Raw genomic sequence first — 21599 nt, 5'->3', positions numbered from 1 at the left:
CGGGGCAAATCCGTTGCCCCTCTCGGGCTGGCCGCCCGCAGGGACCGATGCGACGCGCTTTTGCCTGATTCACCCGTGATTTGACCTGTATCGGGCCTGCGGACGTGCGCAAAGGAACAGTCAACTTTCAGCGGCAAATCGCCTATTGGAGACTAATTCCGTGCGCCTGTCTGCCTGTGACGCGTTCCGGTGGCTGCCGCTCGGTGATACTCGCGCCGGGGTGATCGTCGCCCCTCTGCACAGAGGTCAAGTAGAGAGAACAGGCACCATGGGGAAAGCAAGACGTGTACATCCGTCAGGCAGGGGCGTGCCGGTACTGCTCGCGGCTGCGCTGGCCGCAGCCGCGCTCACCACCGCACCAGGTGCTGCCGCTGCCACACCGATACCGGCAGTTCACACCTCAGGCACGGGCACCGCGTCGGCGTCCGCGTCGCCGTTCCTGTCGGCTCAGCAGGCGGGGGCGCGTGCGCGGGCGACGGGTAAGCCGGTGGTGGCCTCCGCGTTGACCAGTGAGACTTCGCTGACCACGGCGAACCCGAACGGCACCCTGACGCTCACCCAGTCCGCGGTGCCGACCCGGGTCCTGCAGCACGGCGTGTGGGCCAACCTGGACGCGACCCTGCGCGCCAATGCGGACGGCACGCTCTCGCCGACCGCGACCACCAGCGCGGTGGTCCTGTCCGGCGGCGGACGCGGTGCGCTGGCCTCGCTGTACACCGGCGGCCAGGGCTTCACCCTGACCCTGCCGGTCGCGCTGCCCCACCCGACCCTTTCCGGCCCCAGCGCCGTTTACCACGACGTGATTCCGAACGTGGACCTGACCGTGACCGTGCAGACCAGCGGCGCGGTCAGCGACGTGTTCACCGTCCGCACCGCTGCCGCCGCCCACGATCCGCGGCTGGCGGGCCTGCTCAACGCGACCGCCAGCACCACCAGTGGGCTGCACATCGCCGCCGACACCAGCGGGAACCTGGCCGTCGCCGACACCCACGGCCACCCCCTCTACACCGCGCCCGCCCCCCGCGCCTGGGACTCAGCCACCACAACGGTGCCCGCGGCCCTGGCCCGCAGCGCCGCCGCACCCCAACTCGCCTCCACCCCCGGCGCACCCGCCCACGGCGCACACACCGCCAAGCTCACCGTCACCACCCGCCCCGGCACCATCACCCTGACCGCACCGACCAGCCTGCTCAACGCCACCAGCACGATCTACCCCATCTACCTCGACCCCACCTACTCCCCCAACTACCCCAATGCCGGCTGGTCCAGCCCCGGCTCCGGAGTCCCCGACACCCCCTACTGGAACGGCACCGTGGACGCCGGTCCCAACGACGGCGACGCCGAGGTCGGCAACAGCGGCGACGTGCAGGGCGAAGCGATGAGCCTGTTCAACTTCCCCATCTACCTGGCCACCTTGCGCGGCGCCAAAATCTACGGCGCCTACTTCGGCATCACCGAAAACAGCTCCTGGGCCTGCCTCACCTCCGGCCACGACCAAGCCGTCGACCTCTACGCCCCCTCACCCACAACAACCCTCAGCAACACCAACGCCACCTGGAACTCGTGGGTGGGCAACCTCGGCAACAGCATCGCCTCACAATCCTTCGCACTGGGCTACACCACCTGCCCCGGGGGCGGCATCCCCGCCTACAACGTCACCAGCACCGTCACCAACGACATCGCCAACGGCAAGGGCGAGCAGACCCTGGTCATGCGCGCGGATGACCACAGCGACAACTACGCCTTCAAAGAGTTCGACCCCAACTCAGCGCAGCTGACCGTCACCTACGACCAATACCCCAACACTCCCAGCGCCCTGAAGACCTCTCCGGCCACCAACTGCGCCGGCAGTACCCTGGGCGACACCGGCGTGACCCTGTATGCCACCGCGTCCACTCCGACCCGGAGCTCGCTGACCACCACTATCCACCTCTACAAGACCGCCGACAGCACCAAGACCAACCTGCTCACCTCCGACACCTGGACCGGCGGCTCCGGGCAGGCAGCGGTACTGACCGTGGCCGAGACCTTCTTCAAGGCCCAGGCCGGCGGCGTTGCCACCTCGTTCACCTTCATCGCCCAAACCACCGACGGCACCCTGCCGTCGGGCTGGTCCAGCGGGTGCACCTTCAACTGGGACCCGACCCGACCCGGCGCCCCGGTCGTGGCCCCCAACCCCTCACCGGGTAACGACAAGACCTGCGCCACCCACGACAGCACCATCGGAACGGTGCAGCCGATCGGCTCGACCTGCTCGTTCCACCTCACCCCGCCCACCAAAAACGGTACTACCACCACCATTTCGGGCTACTCCTATCAGGTCAACCAGTCGCCTTCGGTCCAGGTACTGATCAACGGCTCCACCGACATCAGCGTTCCGCTCACCCGCTTGGTCAACACCCTGACCGTCAGCGCCCTGTCCGCGGGCGGCAACCTCGGCGACCCCGTCCCCGTGTGGTTCGACGGCAGCAGACTCAGCCCGCCCGCCAACGACGGCGACCTCACCCTGGACGGCATCCCGGATCTGATCCTGCCCGGTGGCACCGGGACCGCGTTCCCGCCCGGCCTGTGGCTCGCCCCCGGTAAGACCGATGGCACGGTCGCCACGAAGGCCGTCAATATCGGCTCCAGCGGCCTCGGCTACAACTTCAACGACGCCACCCCTGGCGACTGGAACGGTGCCCAAGCCGTCACCGGGAACTTCTGTGGCAACGGCGCCCAGGACGTCCTGGCCTACTTCCACGGGGGCAGCAACCCCGGCGGCGGCGGCGTGGTCTGCAATGACGGCAGCAGCGACCGGCTTCACGTCGGCGGCCTGGGCGGCGACAACGCCCCCTACAAGATCGACGCCGGTTCGCTTAAGGACAGCAGTGGCAACAACGCCACCCAGGTAGCCGCCGCGGGCAACACCAGCGGCCAGAACCAGGTCTATCCCGACCTGTTCGCCACGATCAACAGCCACCTGGTTCTGTTCTTCGCGACCGTGCCCGCCGGCTACAACGACAGCTTCAACTGCATCACCGGCGGCTGCTACACACTGGCCAACCTCAACAGCCCCGACGGGAACCAGGACTGGAACACCTGGACCATCACCACCGCCCAGCTCTCCTCCGGCACCGCCATGTACATGTGGCAGCCCAGCACCGGCAAACTCGCCCTGTGGACGGGCCTCCACCTGGACACCACCACCAAATCCACCCTGACCATCGCCAACCAGTACACCTTTGACGACGGCAGCCAAGGCCACCAATGGAACCTGGGTAAGAATCTGATCCTGCGCGCCGCCGACTTCAGCGGCGCCGGTATCCCGGACCTGTGGTCCACCGACCCCGCGGGGACAGTTACTACCGCGTCCGTGGCCAGCAACCTGGCCAGCAACCCGACCCTCACCACCGCGAGCACCAGCACGACCTCCACCGCCAGCCACGCCTGGTACTTCCAGGACATCAGCACCAATGCCACCCCGCTCACCAGCACCGCCGACAGCATCGGCAGCCTGGGCCTGACCGGCACCCCCGGCGCGGTGTGGAACACCGGGGACATCTACAGCCCTGACGCACTCCTCAACACCTTGCCGGACGGAAGCACCCCCAGCGGCGGGACCGGAAGCCTGGCGACCACCGGCAATGTCCTGGACCTGACCAACAGCTTCACCGTCTCGCTCTGGGCGTTCCCCAGCGCCTACGGCGGGGCGGTCCTGTCCCAGGACGGCGCCAACAACTCCGCCAACTCCGGAATCACCTTGGCCCCCACCGCCAACGGCTGGCAGTTCAACCTCAACACCGGCTCCGGAACCGCGTGGGCCTTCGACACCATCAGCGGCGGCACGGCCCAACTAGGCACCTGGGCCCACCTGACCGCCACCTACGACAAGACCGCCGGCGTGATGAACCTCTACGTCGATGACATCTTCGTCGCCAGCGGCACCCACTCCGCCGCCGGCGCCGGCGTCGGCGGCAACTTCCAACTCGGCGACGACCAGCACTCCACTCCGCCGACCACCCACACCGACTATTTCACCGGCCGGATCGCCAACGTCCAGACCTGGAGCGGCTCGGTCGTGCCCCCGACCCAGCCCGCCAGCCCGGCCGGCTACCACCAGGCCCTCACACCCACCCGCATCCTCGACACCCGCACCGGCGGGACCCTGACCAACTACAAGGGCAACACCTACGCGAACGTCACCGCCGGCAACAGCACCGTCGAAGGCGGCTCCACCACGATGCTGCAAATCGCCAACGACAACATCACCTCCGCCACCGGCGCCCCCGGCACCATCCCAAACACCGTCACCGCCGTCGCCGTCGACGTCACCGTGACCAACGAAACCGGCGGGTCCTTCGTGACCGCCTACGCCGACCACACCCAGCAACCCCTCACCTCCTCCACCAACTTCAACGCCAACCAGACCGTCACCGGCTACCAGATCGTCCCCGTCGGCAACGACGGACGGATCGACCTGCACCTGGCCGGCGGCGCATACACCGCCGCCCTGATCGTCGACATCACCGGCTACTTCACCAGCGACTCCACCCTCACCGGCGACCAGACCTACACCCCCCTGAACACCGCCACCCGGGCCCTGGACACCCGCTCCAGTACCACCAACACCAACCTCACCAGCGGCCAGGTCTCCAGCAACGGAGCCGTCGCCTCCGACACCCCCTTCACCCTGCAGATCACCGGCAGCCCCTACGGCGTCCCCGCCGCCGCCACCGCCGTCGCGGTCAATCTCACCGCCGCCAACGAAACCGGCACCGGCTACTTCATGGCCTACGCCACCGGCGGCACCCCACCCACCGCCGACACCAGCCTCAGCTTCGACACCGCCAGCCCCTACGCGTCCATGGCCGCCGACGTCCCCATCGGCAACGACGGCAAGATCACCATCGACGTCCACACCAGCGCCGCCGTCATCGTCGACATCTCCGGCTACTACACCACCACCACCACAACCGGCCAGAAGTACCACCCCGTCAACCCGACCCGGATCGTGGACACCCGCAGCGGCATCGGCGGCACCAAGGGCGCCGTGGGCTCCCTGGGTACCTACATCCTCAGCCAAGCCGACACCCAGCAGATCACCACAGCCGCCACCCCCACCCTGGCCGCCATGACCACCGTGACCGACACCGCAGGCGGCGGCGGAAGCAGCACCGTCTACCCCACCCAGGGAGGCAAACCCGCCACCACCAACCTCAACTGGCCCGCCGGCGCCACCCTCGCCAACCTCACCCTGACCCCCACCGACACCAACGGAAGCATCAGCATCTACAACAACAGCTACAGCCCCGTCGACTTCATCGTCGACTGCAGCGGCTACTTCAACTGACCCACAACTGACACGTGCGACAACACGGGCCGGGCACCCACACCGGTGCCCGGCCCACCGCACTACCCCCAGCCCACAACAGGCATCGCCGGGACTCAGACCCAGCCACCAAGTGCACGCCCCGGGAACGCACTTGCCCGCGCTACGGACAACGTCATCAACACGGGCCGAACCGTTGATCCGATCCACCTCCACGAGACGTCTTCCAACCCGGAATGCGCAGCTATCCCGACCCGGTTCTCACCGGGAACGGGTTGAGATCCGCTACAACGGCCGGGCCGCCTGTGGCCCCTGGTACCGGGGGGCCTAGCATCCCGCGCATGGAAGAGATACGGATTGGTTTCGGCCGGCGCGAGAAGCGCAAGACACTGCTCCGTCTGGCGGCCCTGGTCGCGTTGTTCGGTGTAGTCGGCATCATCAAGGACACGCCCAGTCAAGCCGGGAGCCCCTGGACGATTCCCGTCGTGCTCGCCATGCTCCTGATCCTCGCCGCGACCACACTCCTCAACCACACATGGGGCACAACCCTGCTCACTCCGACCGGCATCGTCATGCAAACCCTGCTCCGCCGGCGCACCGTGCCCTGGGACCAGATCACCCGCATCGAGGTCAAACGCCGAAGCGGACTCCTCGGCAACCCCCGGATGGTCGCCCGGATCCACCGCACCAACGGGGCCGCCATCGAGTTGCCTGGACTACAACAGAGCGGCACCGGACAATCGAAGCCTGACTTCCAAGAACGCGTCGGCGTCCTCCTGCGCTACTGGCAACAAGCAACGGGCCGCACCGAAGCAGTACTCGTCACCCCCTGACGCCCTGGAACGGGCGTCCACTGAGGCACCGAGCCACCAGGCCATCAGGCTGATCACGGCCCAGCGGATCACCGTCTGCGCATGTGCAGGATGTCCCGCTACCTCTCGTGCTGCTTCGGACTGCCCACGGCGTCGCCGCACGCGATGGATAACACTCGCCAACAGCAGCGGCGTCAATCAGCAAGTCCTGAGGCGTCCGAAGGGCCGGGCTTCAGCCCGAGCGCTGCTCGGCTCTTCACTGTCGGTGGCGATGGCCTCCTGGGCCGCGGTCAGGGTGACCTGGTTATCGCCCGTCGCGGTGTCGACCGCGTCCTTGCGGTTCTTCGGTCCAGCCCTGCCTGGGGCTATCGTGTGGCCATCGCCGACCGGGCCGATCACCCGCACGTTCCTTGAGTACTCGTCACAGATCCCGGATGACATGCCGCAGACACCGCAGATCCTCGCCGAGAATCCCGGCATGCCCGCAGCGCTGACACGCTTCGCGGTGCGCTGGGGCAGCCCGGGCACGCCCGTCCTGGCTCCACACCTGGGCCGGGCCCTTGGCTCGCGCCGGTGCCCGGACGCGATTGCCCACGCATTCGACTCCGCGCCCACCGGGCGCTGGGCGCAGCTGCGCTGGCCCACGGACCCGGTGCGGCGACAGGACGGGCGCGGACTGTTGGACTGGTGCGGTCCGCTGGTGCAGGACCTGCCGCTGCTCGATCTGCGCTTCGACACCCGGGAGGGTAGGCGGCTGCTCGCGGTCATCCTCTCCCCCCAGGTGGAGCGGCACCTGGTGATCGGCGACTCGGCGCGACTGCTGTTGGAAGGTCTCGACGAGCCTGGGGAGTTGTGGCGGGCGACCTTGGGTTCAACCCTGGCGCGCCGGATCCTGCAGGCCGGTCTGGTACAGGTATTGGAGTTGTCCTTCGTACTGAACACCGCCCTGGCGCTGCTCGCGGATCTGCAGGAACCCAGGCCGGCCGGCCTGGTGGCAGCGCTGTGCGCGGTGGCCGGGCGGCGGCCCGCCGAGCATGGGGCTCGGGTTGCAGCCCCGCGCGCCACGATTTCGGAGCCGCCGGCGGTGGTGCCGTTGCCTGGACCGGTACCGCGGTGGGCGACGCGGCTGCGGGTCGACGACATGCGTTTCACCGACCTGGTGCCGTCGGCTGCGGTCGTGCTGCCTGGGGGATCGGTCTTCGCCGCCGCCTACAGCGACCCCCTGGCGGCCGTGGTACTGGCGCCCAGCATCGAACCCGTCGCAGCACGCGCCGCGCAACTGGACGGGCTGGGGCTGGAGTTGCAGGTCACCGATCTGCTGCTGGCTGTGCTGGGGATGGACGCGGCAGTGCGCGCGCGGGTGCTCGCCTCGACGCGCCACGGCTGGGGCGGGGCGCTGGCGCAGCGGATGGGACTGCTCGGACCCGGCCCAGGCGAGGGCCTGGATGCGCGGTCGCGGTCGGATTACGGCGGGGAGCACGGCCGCCGCATCGAGCGACAAGTCCGCGCCCGCCTGACGGCCGGAGGCTCGTGGTGGCTGCCAGGACTGGAAGAAGCCCTCGGCCTGCTGGCCGGGCGGCTGCCGTTGACCGACCGGGGCGTTGCTCGCCCGGCACCGGCTGGCCGGGGAGGGCATGACCGGCGGTGCGCTGCTGCGCATCGCATCCCTGGTCGGCGCGGACCCGGGCGCGGTCGCGGCGCACGCAGGGGTGCTATTTGACCCCGCCTACCCGCAACTGGCCCGGCTCGGCGAGCTGGTGCGCCAGCACAGCGCCCGCTGGGGCATGACGCAGGTGGCCCGCATCGAGGCGCACCTGCGCACGGCCGGAGTACCGGTACCCGAGGCGACCCTCAAGCACTTGCTCGGCGCCGACTCCGCCATCCAGCAGGCTCCGGGCGGCTGGCTGTGGCCGGCCACCCCGCACCCGGGTGATCCACTGGAGCGGGTGCTGCGCCAGCAGTTGTCCGTGCACGCCCCGCAATCCATCGCCTCCCTGCGCGACGGCCTGGAGCGGGCCTGGCGCCAGCAGCGCCGCACCCTGGTCCCCGACCCGCGCGCACTGCGCGCCTATCTACGCGAGCATCCCGGGTTCCAGCTCAGCCGGGACGGCCTGGCCCGCCCCACCCAGGACCTGGACTACCGGATCGAGTTGGGGCCGCAGGCGGCAGCACTGGTGGACGTGCTGCGCACCGCCCCACGCCCCGCCGTGGACCTGGACACGCTGCTCGCGGTCGCACAACCCGCCGGACTCACCAGACCGGCCGTGGTCCGGCTGCTGCAGGGCGCGTTTCTGGAGCCGGTCGGCGACCAGTTGTGGGCGCTGCGCGGCACGTTGGCACCCGATCCGCAGGCCCGCCTGGCCGGGCCGCGTGCACCACGCTCACCGGTGCCCACCCGAAGCGGCCGGGCCGGCACCGGCTGGGAGCGCACCGCCGCCTCCCGGCTGCAGATCACCACCACCCTGAGCACCGCCGCCTGGGCGGACGGCGTGATCTACCTGCCCCAAGCTCTCGCTAGGGAGCTCCACCAAGCTGCGGTCACCCTCACCGGCCCGGGCTCCACCCGGCAGCTGTCGGTCTCCGGAGCGCCCAGCTCACCGCGCCTGTACGGCTGGCGCAGCACCGCCCGCACCCTGGGCATACACCCTGGTGACACCCTCCTGATCGACCTCGACCTGGACACCCGCACCGCCACCCTGAGCCACGAACCCGCCCCCGGCACCGGGGTGCCCGCGCCAGCCATCGCGCTGGAGCGCATACCGCCGGGTGTCCAGCCGGAGGCCGACGGCCGCCTGCAGTGCCTGGAATGCGGACGCTGGTACCGCCAACTGGGCCAGCACCTGACCGCCAAACACGACCTGCACCCCGACGACTACCGTCGATCCCACCAACTACCCCGCTCACGTGGCCTGCACGCCGCCGACATCCTTCAGCGCCGCTCCCAACGCGGCAAACAGCACTACACCAACGACCCCGATGCGCTGCGCCGCCAACTCACCCCCACCCACACCACCTTGGACCAACGCGTCGCCTTGTCCCGCGCGGCACGCAGCGAGAGCGCCAAGCGCGCCGGCAGCCGCACCACCGCACGCCAAAACGGCGCCCGCGTCCACCAGGCCTGGCTGGCCAGCATCGACGAACGCTTCACCGAACACGCCCACCGCCTCGGCCACCCGGACATCACCGCACTGCTCGAGGCCACCCGCGCACTGTCGGATCCGGCCTTCGGGCGCCTGGTCGGGGTCACCACCAAGCAGGCCGCCAACTTCCGCCGCCGCCACGCCATACCGGCCCCCGGACGCTGGCCCGCCGACCGCGTCCCCAAGCACCTGCGGCTGCGCCCCCCGATGGACCCCGACGAGCTCGCCGCGATCGCCCCCGGGCGCCAACCGGCCTGGGCCGGGCACCTGCTGTGCCGCGAATGCGGCCGCTGGTACCGCAGCCTGCCCCACCACCTCACCGCCGCCCACCACCTCACCACCGACACCTACCGCACGCGCCACCACCTAGCCCCCACCGTCCGCCTACGCGGCATCGGCCCGCTGGACACCGACGGCGCCGACCCCACCGCCCAGCAGCACGCCGAAGACCAGCAGCGCCAGCGCGAGGCACGCCAGCACGCCCAAGCCGAACAGCGCGCCCGCCCCACCACCCCGGCGGTGCCGCTGGACCTGCCCCCCGGCATCCAGCCCGAACGAGACGACGCCCTGCAGTGCCGCGAATGCGGCCACTGGTTCAAAGGCCTCGGCGCGCACGTCGCCCACAAACACCATCTGTCCGCCGCCGACTACCGCACCCGCTACGGCCTGCCGATCCGCCGCTCCCTGGACGCCGCCAGCTACACCGCTGCCCGCCGCGCCGCCGGCCAACGCCGCTACGCCCAGGACCCCGATGCCCTGCGCGCGATGCTCACCCCCACCCGCAGCACCCCCCAAGAACGCCTCGCCCGCTCCATCGCCGCCCGCAAAGAAAGCGCCCAGCGCCCCGGCACCCGACACATCGCCCAAGAAGCCGGACGCCGCGGCGGCGCGGCGGCGCACGCGAAATCCCGCGACGCCGACAATGCCCGCGCCCGCGCAGCCGGCTACCGCGACGTCACCGCACTACTTGAAGCCACAGCCCACCTCAACGGCCACGACTTCTCCACCCTCCTCAACATCCCCTACTACACCGCCAGCCAGCTCCGCCGGCGGCACGGCTACCACGCCCCCGGCCAACGCCGCACCACCCAAACAGGCCCCACCACCCCGGAACCCGCCGCCCACACCCACGGCGGCCAACCCGGCGACACCAACCGTGCCGACCACCGCATTCACCCATGAGTGCCCCAACCGGGGACCCAATGGCAGTCGGCCTCCACTCCCGGTGACCGGGCGTGGAGGCCGACGCTCTATCAGAGACTCAGTCCTGCCGATTGGGCTTGCCGCAGGTGCTGGAAGGGCTGGTGGTGCTATCGCCCGTTCCAGTCTCCGGTCAGCGGGATGTCACCCGTTACGCCGAAGGTGGTGTACTGGTCGGTTCTGGGTGTGATGTTGGAGTTGGAGAGGCTGAAGCTGATGGGTCGGTAGACGCCGATGGTGTCGGTGCCGTCGCCGTTCCAGTCCCCGACAAGCGGGGTGTCGCCGGAGTTCCCGAAGAAGGTGTACTGGTCGGTGTGGTAGGTGACGTTGGAGTTGTCGAGGGAGAAGCTCTGGTTGCTGGGGCGGTAGACGCCGATTCCGTCGGTCCCGGTGCCGGTCCAGTCCCCGACGATGGGCTTGTCACCGGAGTTGCCGAAGGTGATCGTGTGGTCGACGGTGGGGTTGGAGTTGGAGACGGGGAAGATGAAGGTTTCGGTGCTGGGGCGGTAGAGCCCGATGGTGTCGACGCCGTTGCCGTACCAGTCGCCGACTATGGGGATGTCGCCGGTGGCACCGAACACGGTGTACTGGTCGGTTTGCGAGATGGTGGGGGAATTGTCGAGGCTGAAGCTTGAGTTGCTGGGGCGGTACACGCCGATGGTGTCGATGCCGTCACCGTTCCAGTCCCCCACGATGGGGACGTCGCCGGAGTTGCCGTAGGTGATGGTGTGGTCGACCCTGTTGTCGGAGTTGGAGGCGGCGAAGATGAACGTTCTGGTACCGGGGCGGTAGAGCCCGATGCTGCTGGTCGAATGGTTGACGTTGGTGGTCGTGGTTGTCGCGGTGGTGATGGTGGGATTGTCGGTCAGGGTGGCGGGCATGGAGGCCGTGGTGGTGGCGGTGGTGGGCTCGGTGGCCCACAGGTCCGGGATGCCGGCGCCAGTGACGTCGGCGGCGCGCAGGATCAGACTCTTGCCCATGTTCCATTGGTGGCCGGTGCTGCCGTCGTCGAAGGTGTACTGGTTGGCGATGGTCAGGGTGGATTTGGTGGTGGTGTCCAGGTGGAGGCCCGTCCACAGGGCGAGTTTGCCGGTGCTGGGCTGCCACATGTACATGGCGGTGCCGGAGGAGAGCTGGGCGGTGGTGATGGTCCAGGTGTTCCAGTCCTGGTTCCCGTCGGGGCTGTTGAGGTTGGCCAGTGTGTAGCAGCCGCCGGTGATGCAGTTGAAGCTGTCGTTGTAGCCGGCGACGGAAGTCGCGTAGAAGAGGACCAGCTGGTTGTTGATGGGGGCGAGCAGGTCGGGATAGACCTGGTTCTGGCCGCTGGTGTTGCCCGCGGCGGCTACTTGGGTGGCGTTGTTGCTGTTGCTGTCGGCAAGCGAGCCGCCGCTGATCTTGTAGGGGGCGTTCTCGCCGTCCAAGCCGCCGACGTGAAGTGGGTCGCTGCTGCCGTCATTGCAGACCACGGCGCCGCCGCCGGGGTTGTTGCCCGCGTTGAAGTAGGCCAGGACATCCTGGGCACCGTTGCCACAGAAGTTACCGGTGACGGCCTGGGCGCCGTTCCAGTCGGTGGGGGTGACGTTGGAGTTGAAGCCCAGCCCGTTGGTGCCGATGTTGACAGCGTTCTTGGTGACGGTGCCGTCAGACTTGCCGGGAGCGAGCCACAGGCCGGACGGGAACGCGGTCCCCGGGTTTCCCGGGACGACAAGGTCCGGCGTGCCGTCCAGCGTGAGGTCGCCGTCCTTGGCGGGCGGACTGAGGGCACTGCCGTCGAACCACACAGTGACGGGGTTACCCAAGTTGCCACCCGCGGACAGGGCACTGACGGTCAAGGTGTTGACCAGGCGGGTGAGCGGAACGCTGATATTCGCGGAACCGGTGGCAGCCACCGCCACAGGGGCCGACTGGTTGATCTGGTAGTGGTAGCCGGAGATGGCGGTGACGGTGCCGTTGGTGGTGGGCGGGGTGAGCGTAAAGGAGCAGCTCGTGCCGATCGGCTCGATTACGCCGGTGGTGTTGTCGCGGGTGGCGCAGGTCTTATCGCTACCTGTGGGCGCAGGATTGGGTGCAACGCCCGGTGCTCCGGGCTGGGTCGGGTCCCAGTTGAAGGTGCACCCGCTGGACCAGCCCGACGGCAGCGTGCCGTCACTGGTTTGGGCGATAAAGGTGAACGAGGTGGCCGCGCCAGCGGCACGCGCCTTGTAAAACGCTTCGGGCACGGTCAGTACCGCCGCCTGTCCGGAGCCGCCGGTCCAGGTGTCGGAGGCGATGCCGTTGGCGGAGGTGAGCAGGTTGGTCTTGTTCGAGTCGGAGGTCTTGTAGAGGTTGAAGGTCGTGGTCAGCGAGCTCCGGGTCGGGGTGGACGCGGTGGCGTACAAGGTGACACTGGTGTCGCCCAAGACAGTGCTCGTGCAGTTGGTACCCGGGGAGGTCCTGAGGCCATAGGGGGTACCCGGGTATTGGTCGTAGGTGACGGTCAGCTGGGCCGAGTTGGGGTCGAACTCTTTGAAGGCGTAGTTGTCGCTGTGGTCATCCGCGCGCATGGCCAGGGTCTGGGTGGACTTGCCGGCGTTGATGTCGTTGGTGACGGTGTTGAAGACGTTGTAGGCGGGGATGCCGCCCCCAGGGCAGGTGGTGTAGCCCAGTGCGAAGGATTGCGAGGCGATGCTGTTGCCGAGGTTGCCCACCCACGAGTTCCAGGTGGCGTTGGTGTTGCTCAGGGTTGCCGAGGGGGCGTAGAGGTCGACGGCTTGGTCGTGGCCGGAGGTGAGGCACGCCCAGGAGCCGTTTTCGATGATGCCGAAGTAGGCACCATAGATTTTGGCGCCGCGCAGGGTGGCCAGGTCGATGGGGAAGTTGAACAGGCTCATCGCCTCGCCCTGCACCGAGCCACTGTTGCCGACCTCGGCATCGCCGTCGCCGGTACCGGCGTCCACGGTGCCGTTCCAGTAGGGAGTGTCGCCGACTTGGGAGCCGGGGCTGGACCAGCCGGTCCTGCCGTAGGAGGGGGAGTAGGTGGGGTCGAGGTAGACCGGGTAGATCGTGCCGGGGGCGTTGAGCAGGCTGGTCGGCGCGCCCAGGGTGATGGCACCGGGGCGGGTGGTGACGGTGAGCTTGGCGGTGTGTGCGCCGTGGCCGGGTGCGCCGGGGGTGGAGGCCAGTTGGGGCGCGGCGGCGCTGCGGGCCAGGGCCGCGGGCACCGTTGTGGCGGCTGAGTCCCAGGCGCGGGGGGCGGGCGCGGTGTAGAGGGCGTGGCCGTGGGTGTCGGCGACGGCCAGGTTCCCGCCGGTGTCAGCGGCGATGTGCAGTCCAGCGGTGGTGCTGGCGGTCGCGTTGAGCAGACCCGCCAGCCGCGGATCGTGGGCGGCGGCAGCGGTGCGGACGGTGAACACGTCACTGACCGCGCCGCTGGTCTGCACGGTCACGGTCAAATCCACGTTCGGAATCACGTCGTGGTAAACGGCGCTGGGGCCGGAAAGAGTCGGACGGGGCAGGGACTGAGGCAAGGTCAGGGTGAAGCCCTGGCCGCCGGTGTACAGCGACGCCAGCCGACCGGGTCCGCCGCCGGACAGGACCACCGCGCTGGTAGTCGCGGTCGGCGAGAGCGTGCCGTCCCCATTGGCGCGCAGGGTCGCGTCCAGGTTCGCCCACACGCCGTGCTGCAAGACCCGGGCCGGCACGGCGGACTGGGTGAGCGTCAGGGTGCCGTTCGGGTTCGCCGTGGTCAGCGAAGTCTCACTGGTCAACGCGGAGGCCACCACCGGCTTACCCGACGCCCGCGCACGCGCCCCCGCCTGCTGAGCCGACAGGAACCGCGACGCGGACCCCGACCCGCTGGACTCGCCGGCCGCAGTGGTGCCCTGCGCGGCCACTGCACTTGCGGCCACGACCGGTGGCGCCGCGGTCAGTGTGGCTGCGGCCAACGCGCCGGCCAGCAGTGCTGCCACGCCCCCACTCGACCGGCGCAAACGTCGTCGTATTCTCATTGCCTGTTTTATCCTTTTCGGGCGAACCGGGGCACCGGTTGCCCCCGGCCGCGAGTATCGCCGAGCCCCAACGACCAGCGCTCGCCTCCAAGCGATCACGAGCGGCGCAATCATCCGATTTGCAACGATCATCATCGAAACCTTGGCAAGCGCTTTACCGACCCCACCGGGTGAACACTGCTGCGACGGATCTCAACTGCAGGCGAACTGGCCGATTCAAGGTTCCACGCGCGCCATACTGTCCGATCCGCCTTCAACCCGATGGCGATGCGGCAGAGAAGGCCGTGCGTGGGTGGACCGTTCGTCGAGCGGGACGGCCACGCCGCCACGCGCGATCGGCGGCGAGGAGTCCCTGAGACGTGGCGAGGCGCCACGTGCCGCTCGCATCCGCGTATACGCACACGTACACGGCCGAACAACTCATGTGCTGCCAAGACGGTACCCGGTGATGACCCCGCCGGAACTGCCTGTCGGCGTCACGTAATGGGACCGACGACGAGCGGCGTGCTGTCCTTCCGGATCCCGTGCGGACCGGTGCTTGCCCTCTCAAGGCGTGGACCACCCTGCAAGGACTTCGTCCTGCCCACCTCCCGCCGCTACCCGAAGCGGAAGCGCTGGCACCGAAAACAAGCCACCAACAACTTCAGTCTCGATGCCGTGCAATTGGTTTAAATCGACCGGCCGGGCTCAGGCCAGGTGGAAGAGACGCTCGGGATCGGTAAACCACACCGAGCACAGCAGGGCGGGATCATCGCACCTCAACCAACCGGCGAACCGCGCTGACGGCGCACCCGACGGGAGCTCACTACACCGACGTGGAACGGCGGACGAAGGAAGACAAAACTCGTACCGAACGTGTGAGCCCTCCGCCCCAAGCCATCCACGTCCCTTTACGCACCCGCGGTTCCGCGCCAACTACCCTCTGACCAGCCCATTTTCGCCAGCCGACCGCACCGCACCTCAGCGCCCTACCCGCCCCTACAACGGCGACAACAAGGCGGTACCGCTTCGGGGCCGTAACTGAGCCATTGCATAGAGTCATTTTTTATACACATTAAGGCTGTGACCTGCGGAAATACAGGCGGCGGACGAGTCGGCCTGTACGCCGGGTTCTGTCTCGCGGGGGCCTTGCGGCCCGCGCGGAGGCGGTCATCCATCTAGGGCTGCCGTTGCCGACAGCCTCGTGCGGTCTACCCGCAGGCTCGGGCGGGCAGCCCTCGAACGCCTGCGCAGAGCACCGCGAGGTGCTCCATCTTGACCTTGCTCCAGGTGGGGTTTACCTAGCCGTCCAGGTCACCCTGGACGCTGGTGGTCTCTTACACCACCGTTTCACCCTTACCAGCAGCCGAAGCCGCTGGCGGTCTGTTTTCTGTGGCACTGTCCCGCGGGTCACCCCGGGTGGGCGTTGCCCACCACCCTGCCCTGTGGAGCCCGGACGTTCCTCGGCGCACCCCGTGAAGGGTGCGACGCGACCGCCCGGCCGGCTCGTCCGCCGTGTGGACCATGGTAGCCGCTGAGGCGAAGGCCCTTCGCCCATCGTTACCCGGTTCCGCGCGCATCGTTGACCAGTACAGTCGGCTCGGATGGCCGCTTGCCAGGCGAAGCAGACTGAACCGGGAGGGCAACTCGCATGACCCTGCACTACGAGTTGTTCACCTTCGAGGAGATGCTGGGCATCCTCGAACGTCTGGAGACTCCCCCGGGCTTCAAGTCCGAACTGGTACGCGGGGAGATCGTCTTGACACCTCAGGGACGCGAACGCAGCGAGATCATCCAAGCTGGTCAGGAGGCCGCGCGTGCAGCTGGCGTGCCCCGCTGGCGCAGTGTCTCCGACGTGCTCATGCCGTTCCCTGGGAATGGGAGCGGCTTCTGCCCGGACGTCTCGATCCTGCGTCGCAACGCTGATCGAAAGGCGAAGCCCCTCCCCGCCGCTGACATCGCCGCAGTGATCGAGGTCGTCCCCGGAGACCTCGGCGAGAAGGAGTACGGGATCAAGGTCAGCGAGTACGCAGCCGCCGCATCGACGCCTACCTCATCGCGGACCCGTTCAAGGGGCTGTGCACCCGCTACACGCTGCCGGACGGAGGTCGCTACCCGGAGCCGCGGACGTTCGACTTCGGCGAGACGGTCCGCTTTGTCGCCGACGACACCGAGTTCGTGTTGGACACGGACGACTGGCCGCGCATCGGGTAGGCCGGCTCAGGCCGGGGCGAAGCGGACGGTGCGGCCGGCCGGGTCCGCGGTGGTCAGGCGGACGCGGATGCGTGCGCCGAGTGGGAGGGGCTGGGCGTCGACGCGAGTGTCGGCGAGGCGGGCACGCACGGCGGGTTCGCGTAGTTGGACGGTGCCGTTCAGCGGCCTCTTCTCGTCCACGTCGACGATCACGCCGTCGAAGACCTCGCCCTCGCGTCCCCGCAGCAGTTCTGCCTCGACCAGGTCCACGTAGTCCCGTTCGACCTCGTGGGCGCGCCGGTCCCCGGTCTCCATCAGCTTGGGCAGTTCGGGCAGCGAAGCGCGGGTCCAGTCCGGTACCGGATCGCCGGCGGTGACCGCGACGCAGACCTCCCCCGCGAAGCGGTCCGCGAGCCGGCGCAGGGGTGCAGTGCAGTGCGTGTACGGGGCGGCGACCGCGGCATGGCCGGGATCGGCGGGGGTGCTGCCGTCGAAGGCGGTGTAGCCCGCGCCGCGCAGCAGGCCCGTGCACTCGTTGAGGAAGGCGGCGTGGGAGGGGCGCGCGGGGTTGAGCTCGCGGATCAGCTGCGGGTACGGGAGGTCCTGTGGCCAGTCGACCCCAAGCGCCCCGGCGACTCGTCGCAGCCGCTCGTAGGCGCTCTGCGGTGCGCCGGGAAGCGTGCGCAGCAGGCCGATCCCGGCGTCGAGCATCAGCTCGGCGGCGGCCATGCCGGTGAGCAGGGAGATCTGAGCGTTCCAGGCCTCGGATGCCCGGGGCGCGCGGTAGTTGAGCGCGTAGCCGCCGTCGACCGCCTCGACCTCCTGCTCCGGGATCGGCAGGCTGACGCCGCCCCGGTCGCGTTCGCGCTCCTCCCGCAGCGGCCCGATGATGCCGAGGAGTGCCAGCGACTCCGGGGCCGTGCCCTCGTCGATGGCGGACTGGACGGCGGCGTAGTCCAGCTTCCGGCGGCTGCGGACCATGGCGCGGCGGAGGTCGGTGCTGACGAGCACCCCGTCGGCGTCGAGGTCGAGCTGCCAGAGCAGGGCCGGGGCGTCCTGGTCCGGCAGCAGGCTGGCCGCACCCTCGGACAGCTGTGGCGGATGGAGCGGGATGCGCAGGTCGGGGAAGTAGAGGGTTTCGACGCGCCGACGCGCCTCGGTGTCGATCGCGCCGCCGGGACGGACGAACGCGGCGACGTCGGCGATGGCGTAGTACACGCGGTAGCCGGTGCCGCGTCGCTCCAGGTGCATGGCCTGGTCGAGGTCACGGGAGTCGGGTGGGTCGACCGTGAACAGCGGCAGTTCGGTGGCGTCGTAGGCGGGCAGCCGGGGCGCGCGGGCGGCCTGCTCGACCTCTGCGAGGACGCCGGGCGACCAGCCGTCGGGCAGTTCCAGACGGGCGCGCAGCTCGGCCAGTTCGCTGTCGATCCGGGCGGTCCCGGCGGTCCGTACGCGCAGGTGTCGGCGGGGCATGCTCGCAGCGTAAGCGCTCGCGCGGCCCGGGTGCGGGAGGAGCGGGGTGCGGGGGCGGAAGAGCGGGCGGGTGCGGGACCCGAACCCGGCAAGGGCGGGGTGGCGACGGGCCCACGCATGCCGGGAGCAGCGGCCTTGGGCGGGAGCTCGATTCGCGGACGTCGGCGAGGGTGTGGGCGTGACATGCGTAGGGTGTCGGCGTAGCCGTTCGTCGTCGTTGTCGTTGTCGTGTCGTCGCGCCGTTGGGTATCGAGGAGTCGCGCTGTGCTGGTGCTGTTGCCGCCGTCCGAAGGGAAGGCCGCGTCGGGGGCGGGTGCATCGGTCGACTTGGGCTCCCTGTCGCTGCCCGAGCTGAGTGCGGCCCGCGAGCGCGTGCTGGACGCGCTGGTCGCGTTGGGCAGCGGGGACGCCGACCATGCGGCAGCGGTGCTCGGCCTCAGCCCCGGTCTGCGCGGAGAACTTGCGCGGAACGCCGTGCTGCGGACCGCCGCGGCGCTGCCCGCCGGCGAGCTCTACACCGGCGTGCTTTACGACGCCCTGGAGCTGTCCACGCTGAGTCGGGAGGCCCACGACCGCGCCGAGCGCTCCCTGCTGGTGTTCTCGGGGCTGTGGGGTGCGGTCAGGATCGGGGACCGGATTCCGCCGTACCGCTGCTCGGGCGGGGTGAAGTTGCCGCCGCTGGGCGCGCTCGGCACGTACTGGCGCGGGGCACTGGCCGAGGTCATGCCCGACGTGGTGGGGACCGGACTGGTGCTCGACCTGCGGTCGACGGCGTATGCGGCGCTGTGGAGGCCGAGCGGGGAGGTCGCTGCCCGGACGGCGACGGTGCGGGTGCTGCACGAGCGCGAGGTGGGGGGCGTGCTGAAGCGGTCGGTGGTGAGCCACTTCAACAAGGCGACCAAGGGGCGGCTCGTGCGCGGGCTGCTGGAGGCGGGCGCCAAGCCCGAGTCACCGGCCGAGTTGGTGGTGGCACTGCGAGACCTGAAGTACACCGTGGAGGCGAGCGCCCCGGCGGCGGGGAAGCCGTGGGCGCTGGACGTGGTCGTCAGCGAGCTGTGACGGAGCTACCGCCTGCCGTCTGCCGTCTGCCGTCTGCCCGCCGAACGCGGCAACCGGAGTGGATCGTCGGTCGCCAGGCAGGAGTGCCCGGCAGGAGCGCTCAGCGGAGGTGCGAGGTGTCGTTGAGCAGGCGCAGGGAGGCGTTGCCGTCCGTGTAGTACTGGATCGCGGAGAGGGACGCAGCGGACAGCTCCATCCGGAACAGCGACTCCGGCGGCGCGCCCAGGGCCAGCCGGACCAGGGTCTTCACCGGCGTCACATGCGAGACCACGAGCACGGTCCGCCCGGCGTGGCGGGCCAGGAGCTTGTCACGGGCCACAGCGACCCGGCGGGCGACGGCCGCAAAGCTCTCACCGTCCGGTGGCGCGACCTTGGCGGAGCCCAGCCAGGCGTCGAGCTCGGCCGGGTAGCGCTCCTTCACCTCGGCGAAGGTCAGGCCCTCGAACACGCCGAAGTCGGTCTCGCGCAGGCCTTCCTCGATGCGTACGTCCAGGCCGAGGCGGTCGGCGATGACCTGGGCGGTCTGGCGGCAGCGGAGCAGCGGCGAGCTGACGACGGCCTGCACGGTGCCGCGTGTGGCGAGCGCGGCGGCCGTACGCTCGGCCTGGCCGCGGCCCCGGTCGGAGAGCTCGGGGTCGCCTCCGCCGCTGCCCGAGAAGCGCTTCTCCGGGGTGAGCGCGGTCTCCCCGTGGCGCAGCAGGACGAAGGTGGTGGGTGTGCCCAGGTCGGCGAGGGCGCCCCAGCCGACGGGTGCCGGGGGCGCGGCGGGGGCGGCGTGCTCCGCTGACGGCTCGTCAGGGATGGCCGAGGCGCGGCGCGATGCGGCTGCGGCGCCCGTGTCGGTGTCGGTGTCGGTGTCGGTGTCGGTGTCGGTGTCGGTGTCGGGGGCGGTGTCGGTGGCGGTGGCAGACGCAGCGGCGGTCGCGGACGGGGCAGTGGACGGGCCGGCGGGCGCGGGCGGCGCGGCGGGTAGCGGCTTGGGGGTCCACTGCTTCCCTGCCTTGCCCGCGTCCATCGCCTCGTTGGCGAGCCGGTCGGCGTGCTTGTTCTGGGCGCGCGGCATCCACTGGTAGGTGACCTGCCCGCGCGGGAAGATCCGCTGCGCCTCGGCGGCGAGTGGCTGCATGTCCGGGTGCTTGATCTTCCAGCGGCCCGACATCTGTTCGACGACCAGCTTGGAGTCCATCCGAACGTCGATCTTCGCGTTGGGGTCGATGGCGTGGGCGGCGCGCAGCCCCGCGATCAGGCCCCGGTACTCGGCGACGTTGTTGGTGGCGCGTCCGAGGTACTCGGCCGCCTCGGCGAGGAGCTCGCCGGTGTCCCCGTCGCGCACGGTCGCGCCGTAGCCGGCTGGCCCCGGGTTTCCCCGGGAGCCGCCGTCTGCCTCGACGATGAGCCTGCGGGTGGTCGTCACAGGGAGCCTCCGGCCGTTGAGGGGGTGGGAGAAGGAGCGGGGTGAGGGAGGGGCGCCCCCGGACGAGGTTCGGGGAGAGTCCGGGCGGTGCGGCGGAGGGGCCACTCGTGGTCGGAGGGTCCCTCCTGCCCGATGCGGGCGAGGAGGGAGAGCCCTGACAAGTCGGTCATGGGAGAGCCATCGCCTCCCGACGCCGCCCGCCGACGGCCGATGGCCCCCGTTTCTAGAGGCCGGAGTCGGAGGTGCGGATCAGGATGCGGCTGCAGTTCTCGCAGCGGACGACCGTGTCGGGCGCGGCCGCGCGGACCTCGCGCAGGTCGGTGATGCTGAGTTCGACCCGGCAGCCCTCGCAGCGGCGCTGGTAGAGGCGGGCCGCGCCGGTGCCGCCCTGGGTCTCGCGGAGGCGGGTGTAGAGCTTGAGCAGGTCGGCCGGGATGACGGCGGCGATGGTCGCGCGCTCCCGGGTGACCTTCTCGACCTCGGCGTCGATCTCAGCCTGGGCGGCGTCGCGACGGGTCTCGGCCTCGGCGAGGCTGTGCTGGGCGTCATCGCGGCGGGCGGTCATCTCGCTGACGCGGGTCTGTGCGGACTCGAGCCGCTCCATGATCTCCAGGACGACGTCCTCGAGGTCGCTCTGGCGCTTGGCCAGCGCACCGACCTCGTGCTGGAGGTTGGCGAGGTCCTTGGCGGAGCCGACGGCCCCGGAGTCCATCCGCTGCTGGTTGCGGGCGGCACGGCTGCGCACCTGCTCCACGTCCTGCTCGGCCTTGACCAGCTCCCGCTGGGTGTCGCTGAGCTGGGTCTCGGCGGCGACCGCGAGCGAACGCAGTTCGGTGAGGTCACTGCTGCGCTGCTGGATGTCGGCGTGCTCGGGCAGGGTGTTGGAGCGGTGGGCGAGCAGGTCCAGGCGGGAGTCGAGAGCCTGCAGGTCGAGCAGGCGGATCTGGTCGGCGGGCGAGGCGTTCAGGGGGTGCTCCTCGGGTGGTGCGTCGGTCGGTCAGTGAAGGTCAGGGCGCGGATCACAGGTCACGA

General features: G+C 69.8%; 9 protein-coding genes, 1 other RNA gene and 1 pseudogene. 6 read left to right on the top strand and 5 right to left on the bottom strand.

From position 1 onward, the window contains the following. The first annotated feature begins 307 nt into the window (after window positions 1-307). From ABIA33_RS17495 to ABIA33_RS17480, 4 genes are all read left to right on the top strand, one after another. The gene (locus tag ABIA33_RS17495) at window positions 308-5332 is read left to right on the top strand and encodes a LamG-like jellyroll fold domain-containing protein (protein WP_370082482.1); all 5025 of its coding nucleotides are present in this window, start codon (window positions 308-310) and stop codon (window positions 5330-5332) included. Between the two features lie 320 nt (window positions 5333-5652). Continuing rightward, window positions 5653-6144 (top strand): PH domain-containing protein, encoded by a 492-nt coding sequence (locus ABIA33_RS17490; RefSeq protein WP_370082480.1) that lies wholly within the window; start codon window positions 5653-5655, stop codon window positions 6142-6144. Between the two features lie 418 nt (window positions 6145-6562). Next, window positions 6563-7843, top strand: a complete 1281-nt coding sequence (locus tag ABIA33_RS17485; RefSeq protein WP_370082478.1) for a hypothetical protein — start codon at window positions 6563-6565, stop codon at window positions 7841-7843. Next, window positions 7758-10445 (top strand): MucR family transcriptional regulator, encoded by a 2688-nt coding sequence (locus ABIA33_RS17480; protein ID WP_370082476.1) that lies wholly within the window; start codon window positions 7758-7760, stop codon window positions 10443-10445. Before ABIA33_RS17485 ends, ABIA33_RS17480 begins: the two co-directional genes overlap by 86 nt. Window positions 10446-10573: 128 nt before the next feature. Here ABIA33_RS17480 and ABIA33_RS17475 read toward each other — a convergent pair whose 3' ends face one another. Beyond that, window positions 10574-14410: a hypothetical protein gene (locus ABIA33_RS17475; RefSeq protein WP_370082474.1), complete on the bottom strand. Its 3837-nt coding sequence runs from the start codon at window positions 14408-14410 to the stop codon at window positions 10574-10576. Between the two features lie 1124 nt (window positions 14411-15534). After that, window positions 15535-15937, bottom strand: an RNA gene (gene rnpB / locus ABIA33_RS17470) — RNase P RNA component class A. Between the two features lie 142 nt (window positions 15938-16079). On the opposite strand from rnpB, the pseudogene ABIA33_RS17465 reads away from it, so the two are divergent. Beyond that, a pseudogene (locus tag ABIA33_RS17465) lies at window positions 16080-16463 on the top strand (Uma2 family endonuclease); the annotation flags it as partial. Between the two features lie 185 nt (window positions 16464-16648). On the opposite strand, the gene ABIA33_RS17460 reads toward ABIA33_RS17465, so the two are convergent. Continuing rightward, on the bottom strand, window positions 16649-18094 hold the full coding sequence (locus ABIA33_RS17460; RefSeq protein WP_370082472.1) for an RNB domain-containing ribonuclease: 1446 nt from the start codon (window positions 18092-18094) through the stop codon (window positions 16649-16651). A gap of 264 nt (window positions 18095-18358) precedes the next feature. Between ABIA33_RS17460 and yaaA the strand changes: the two genes are divergently transcribed. Continuing rightward, window positions 18359-19153, top strand: a complete 795-nt coding sequence (gene yaaA, locus ABIA33_RS17455; RefSeq protein WP_370082469.1) for a peroxide stress protein YaaA — start codon at window positions 18359-18361, stop codon at window positions 19151-19153. A gap of 100 nt (window positions 19154-19253) precedes the next feature. Here the strand turns inward: yaaA and ABIA33_RS17450 are convergent, their stop codons facing one another. Continuing rightward, a complete protein-coding gene (locus ABIA33_RS17450; RefSeq protein WP_370082467.1) occupies window positions 19254-20567 on the bottom strand; it encodes a bifunctional RNase H/acid phosphatase in 1314 nt (437 codons plus the stop codon). A 223-nt stretch (window positions 20568-20790) separates the two neighbouring features. Further along, the gene (locus ABIA33_RS17445; protein ID WP_370082512.1) at window positions 20791-21534 is read right to left on the bottom strand and encodes a zinc ribbon domain-containing protein; all 744 of its coding nucleotides are present in this window, start codon (window positions 21532-21534) and stop codon (window positions 20791-20793) included. Window positions 21535-21599: the final 65 nt, after the last annotated feature.

This window comes from Streptacidiphilus sp. MAP12-16 (genome assembly GCF_041262165.1).
GTDB lineage: Bacteria > Actinomycetota > Actinomycetes > Streptomycetales > Streptomycetaceae > Streptacidiphilus.
The sequence above is the reverse complement of the archived record's forward strand: the minus strand, read 5'-3'. Positions and strand labels throughout refer to the sequence as shown.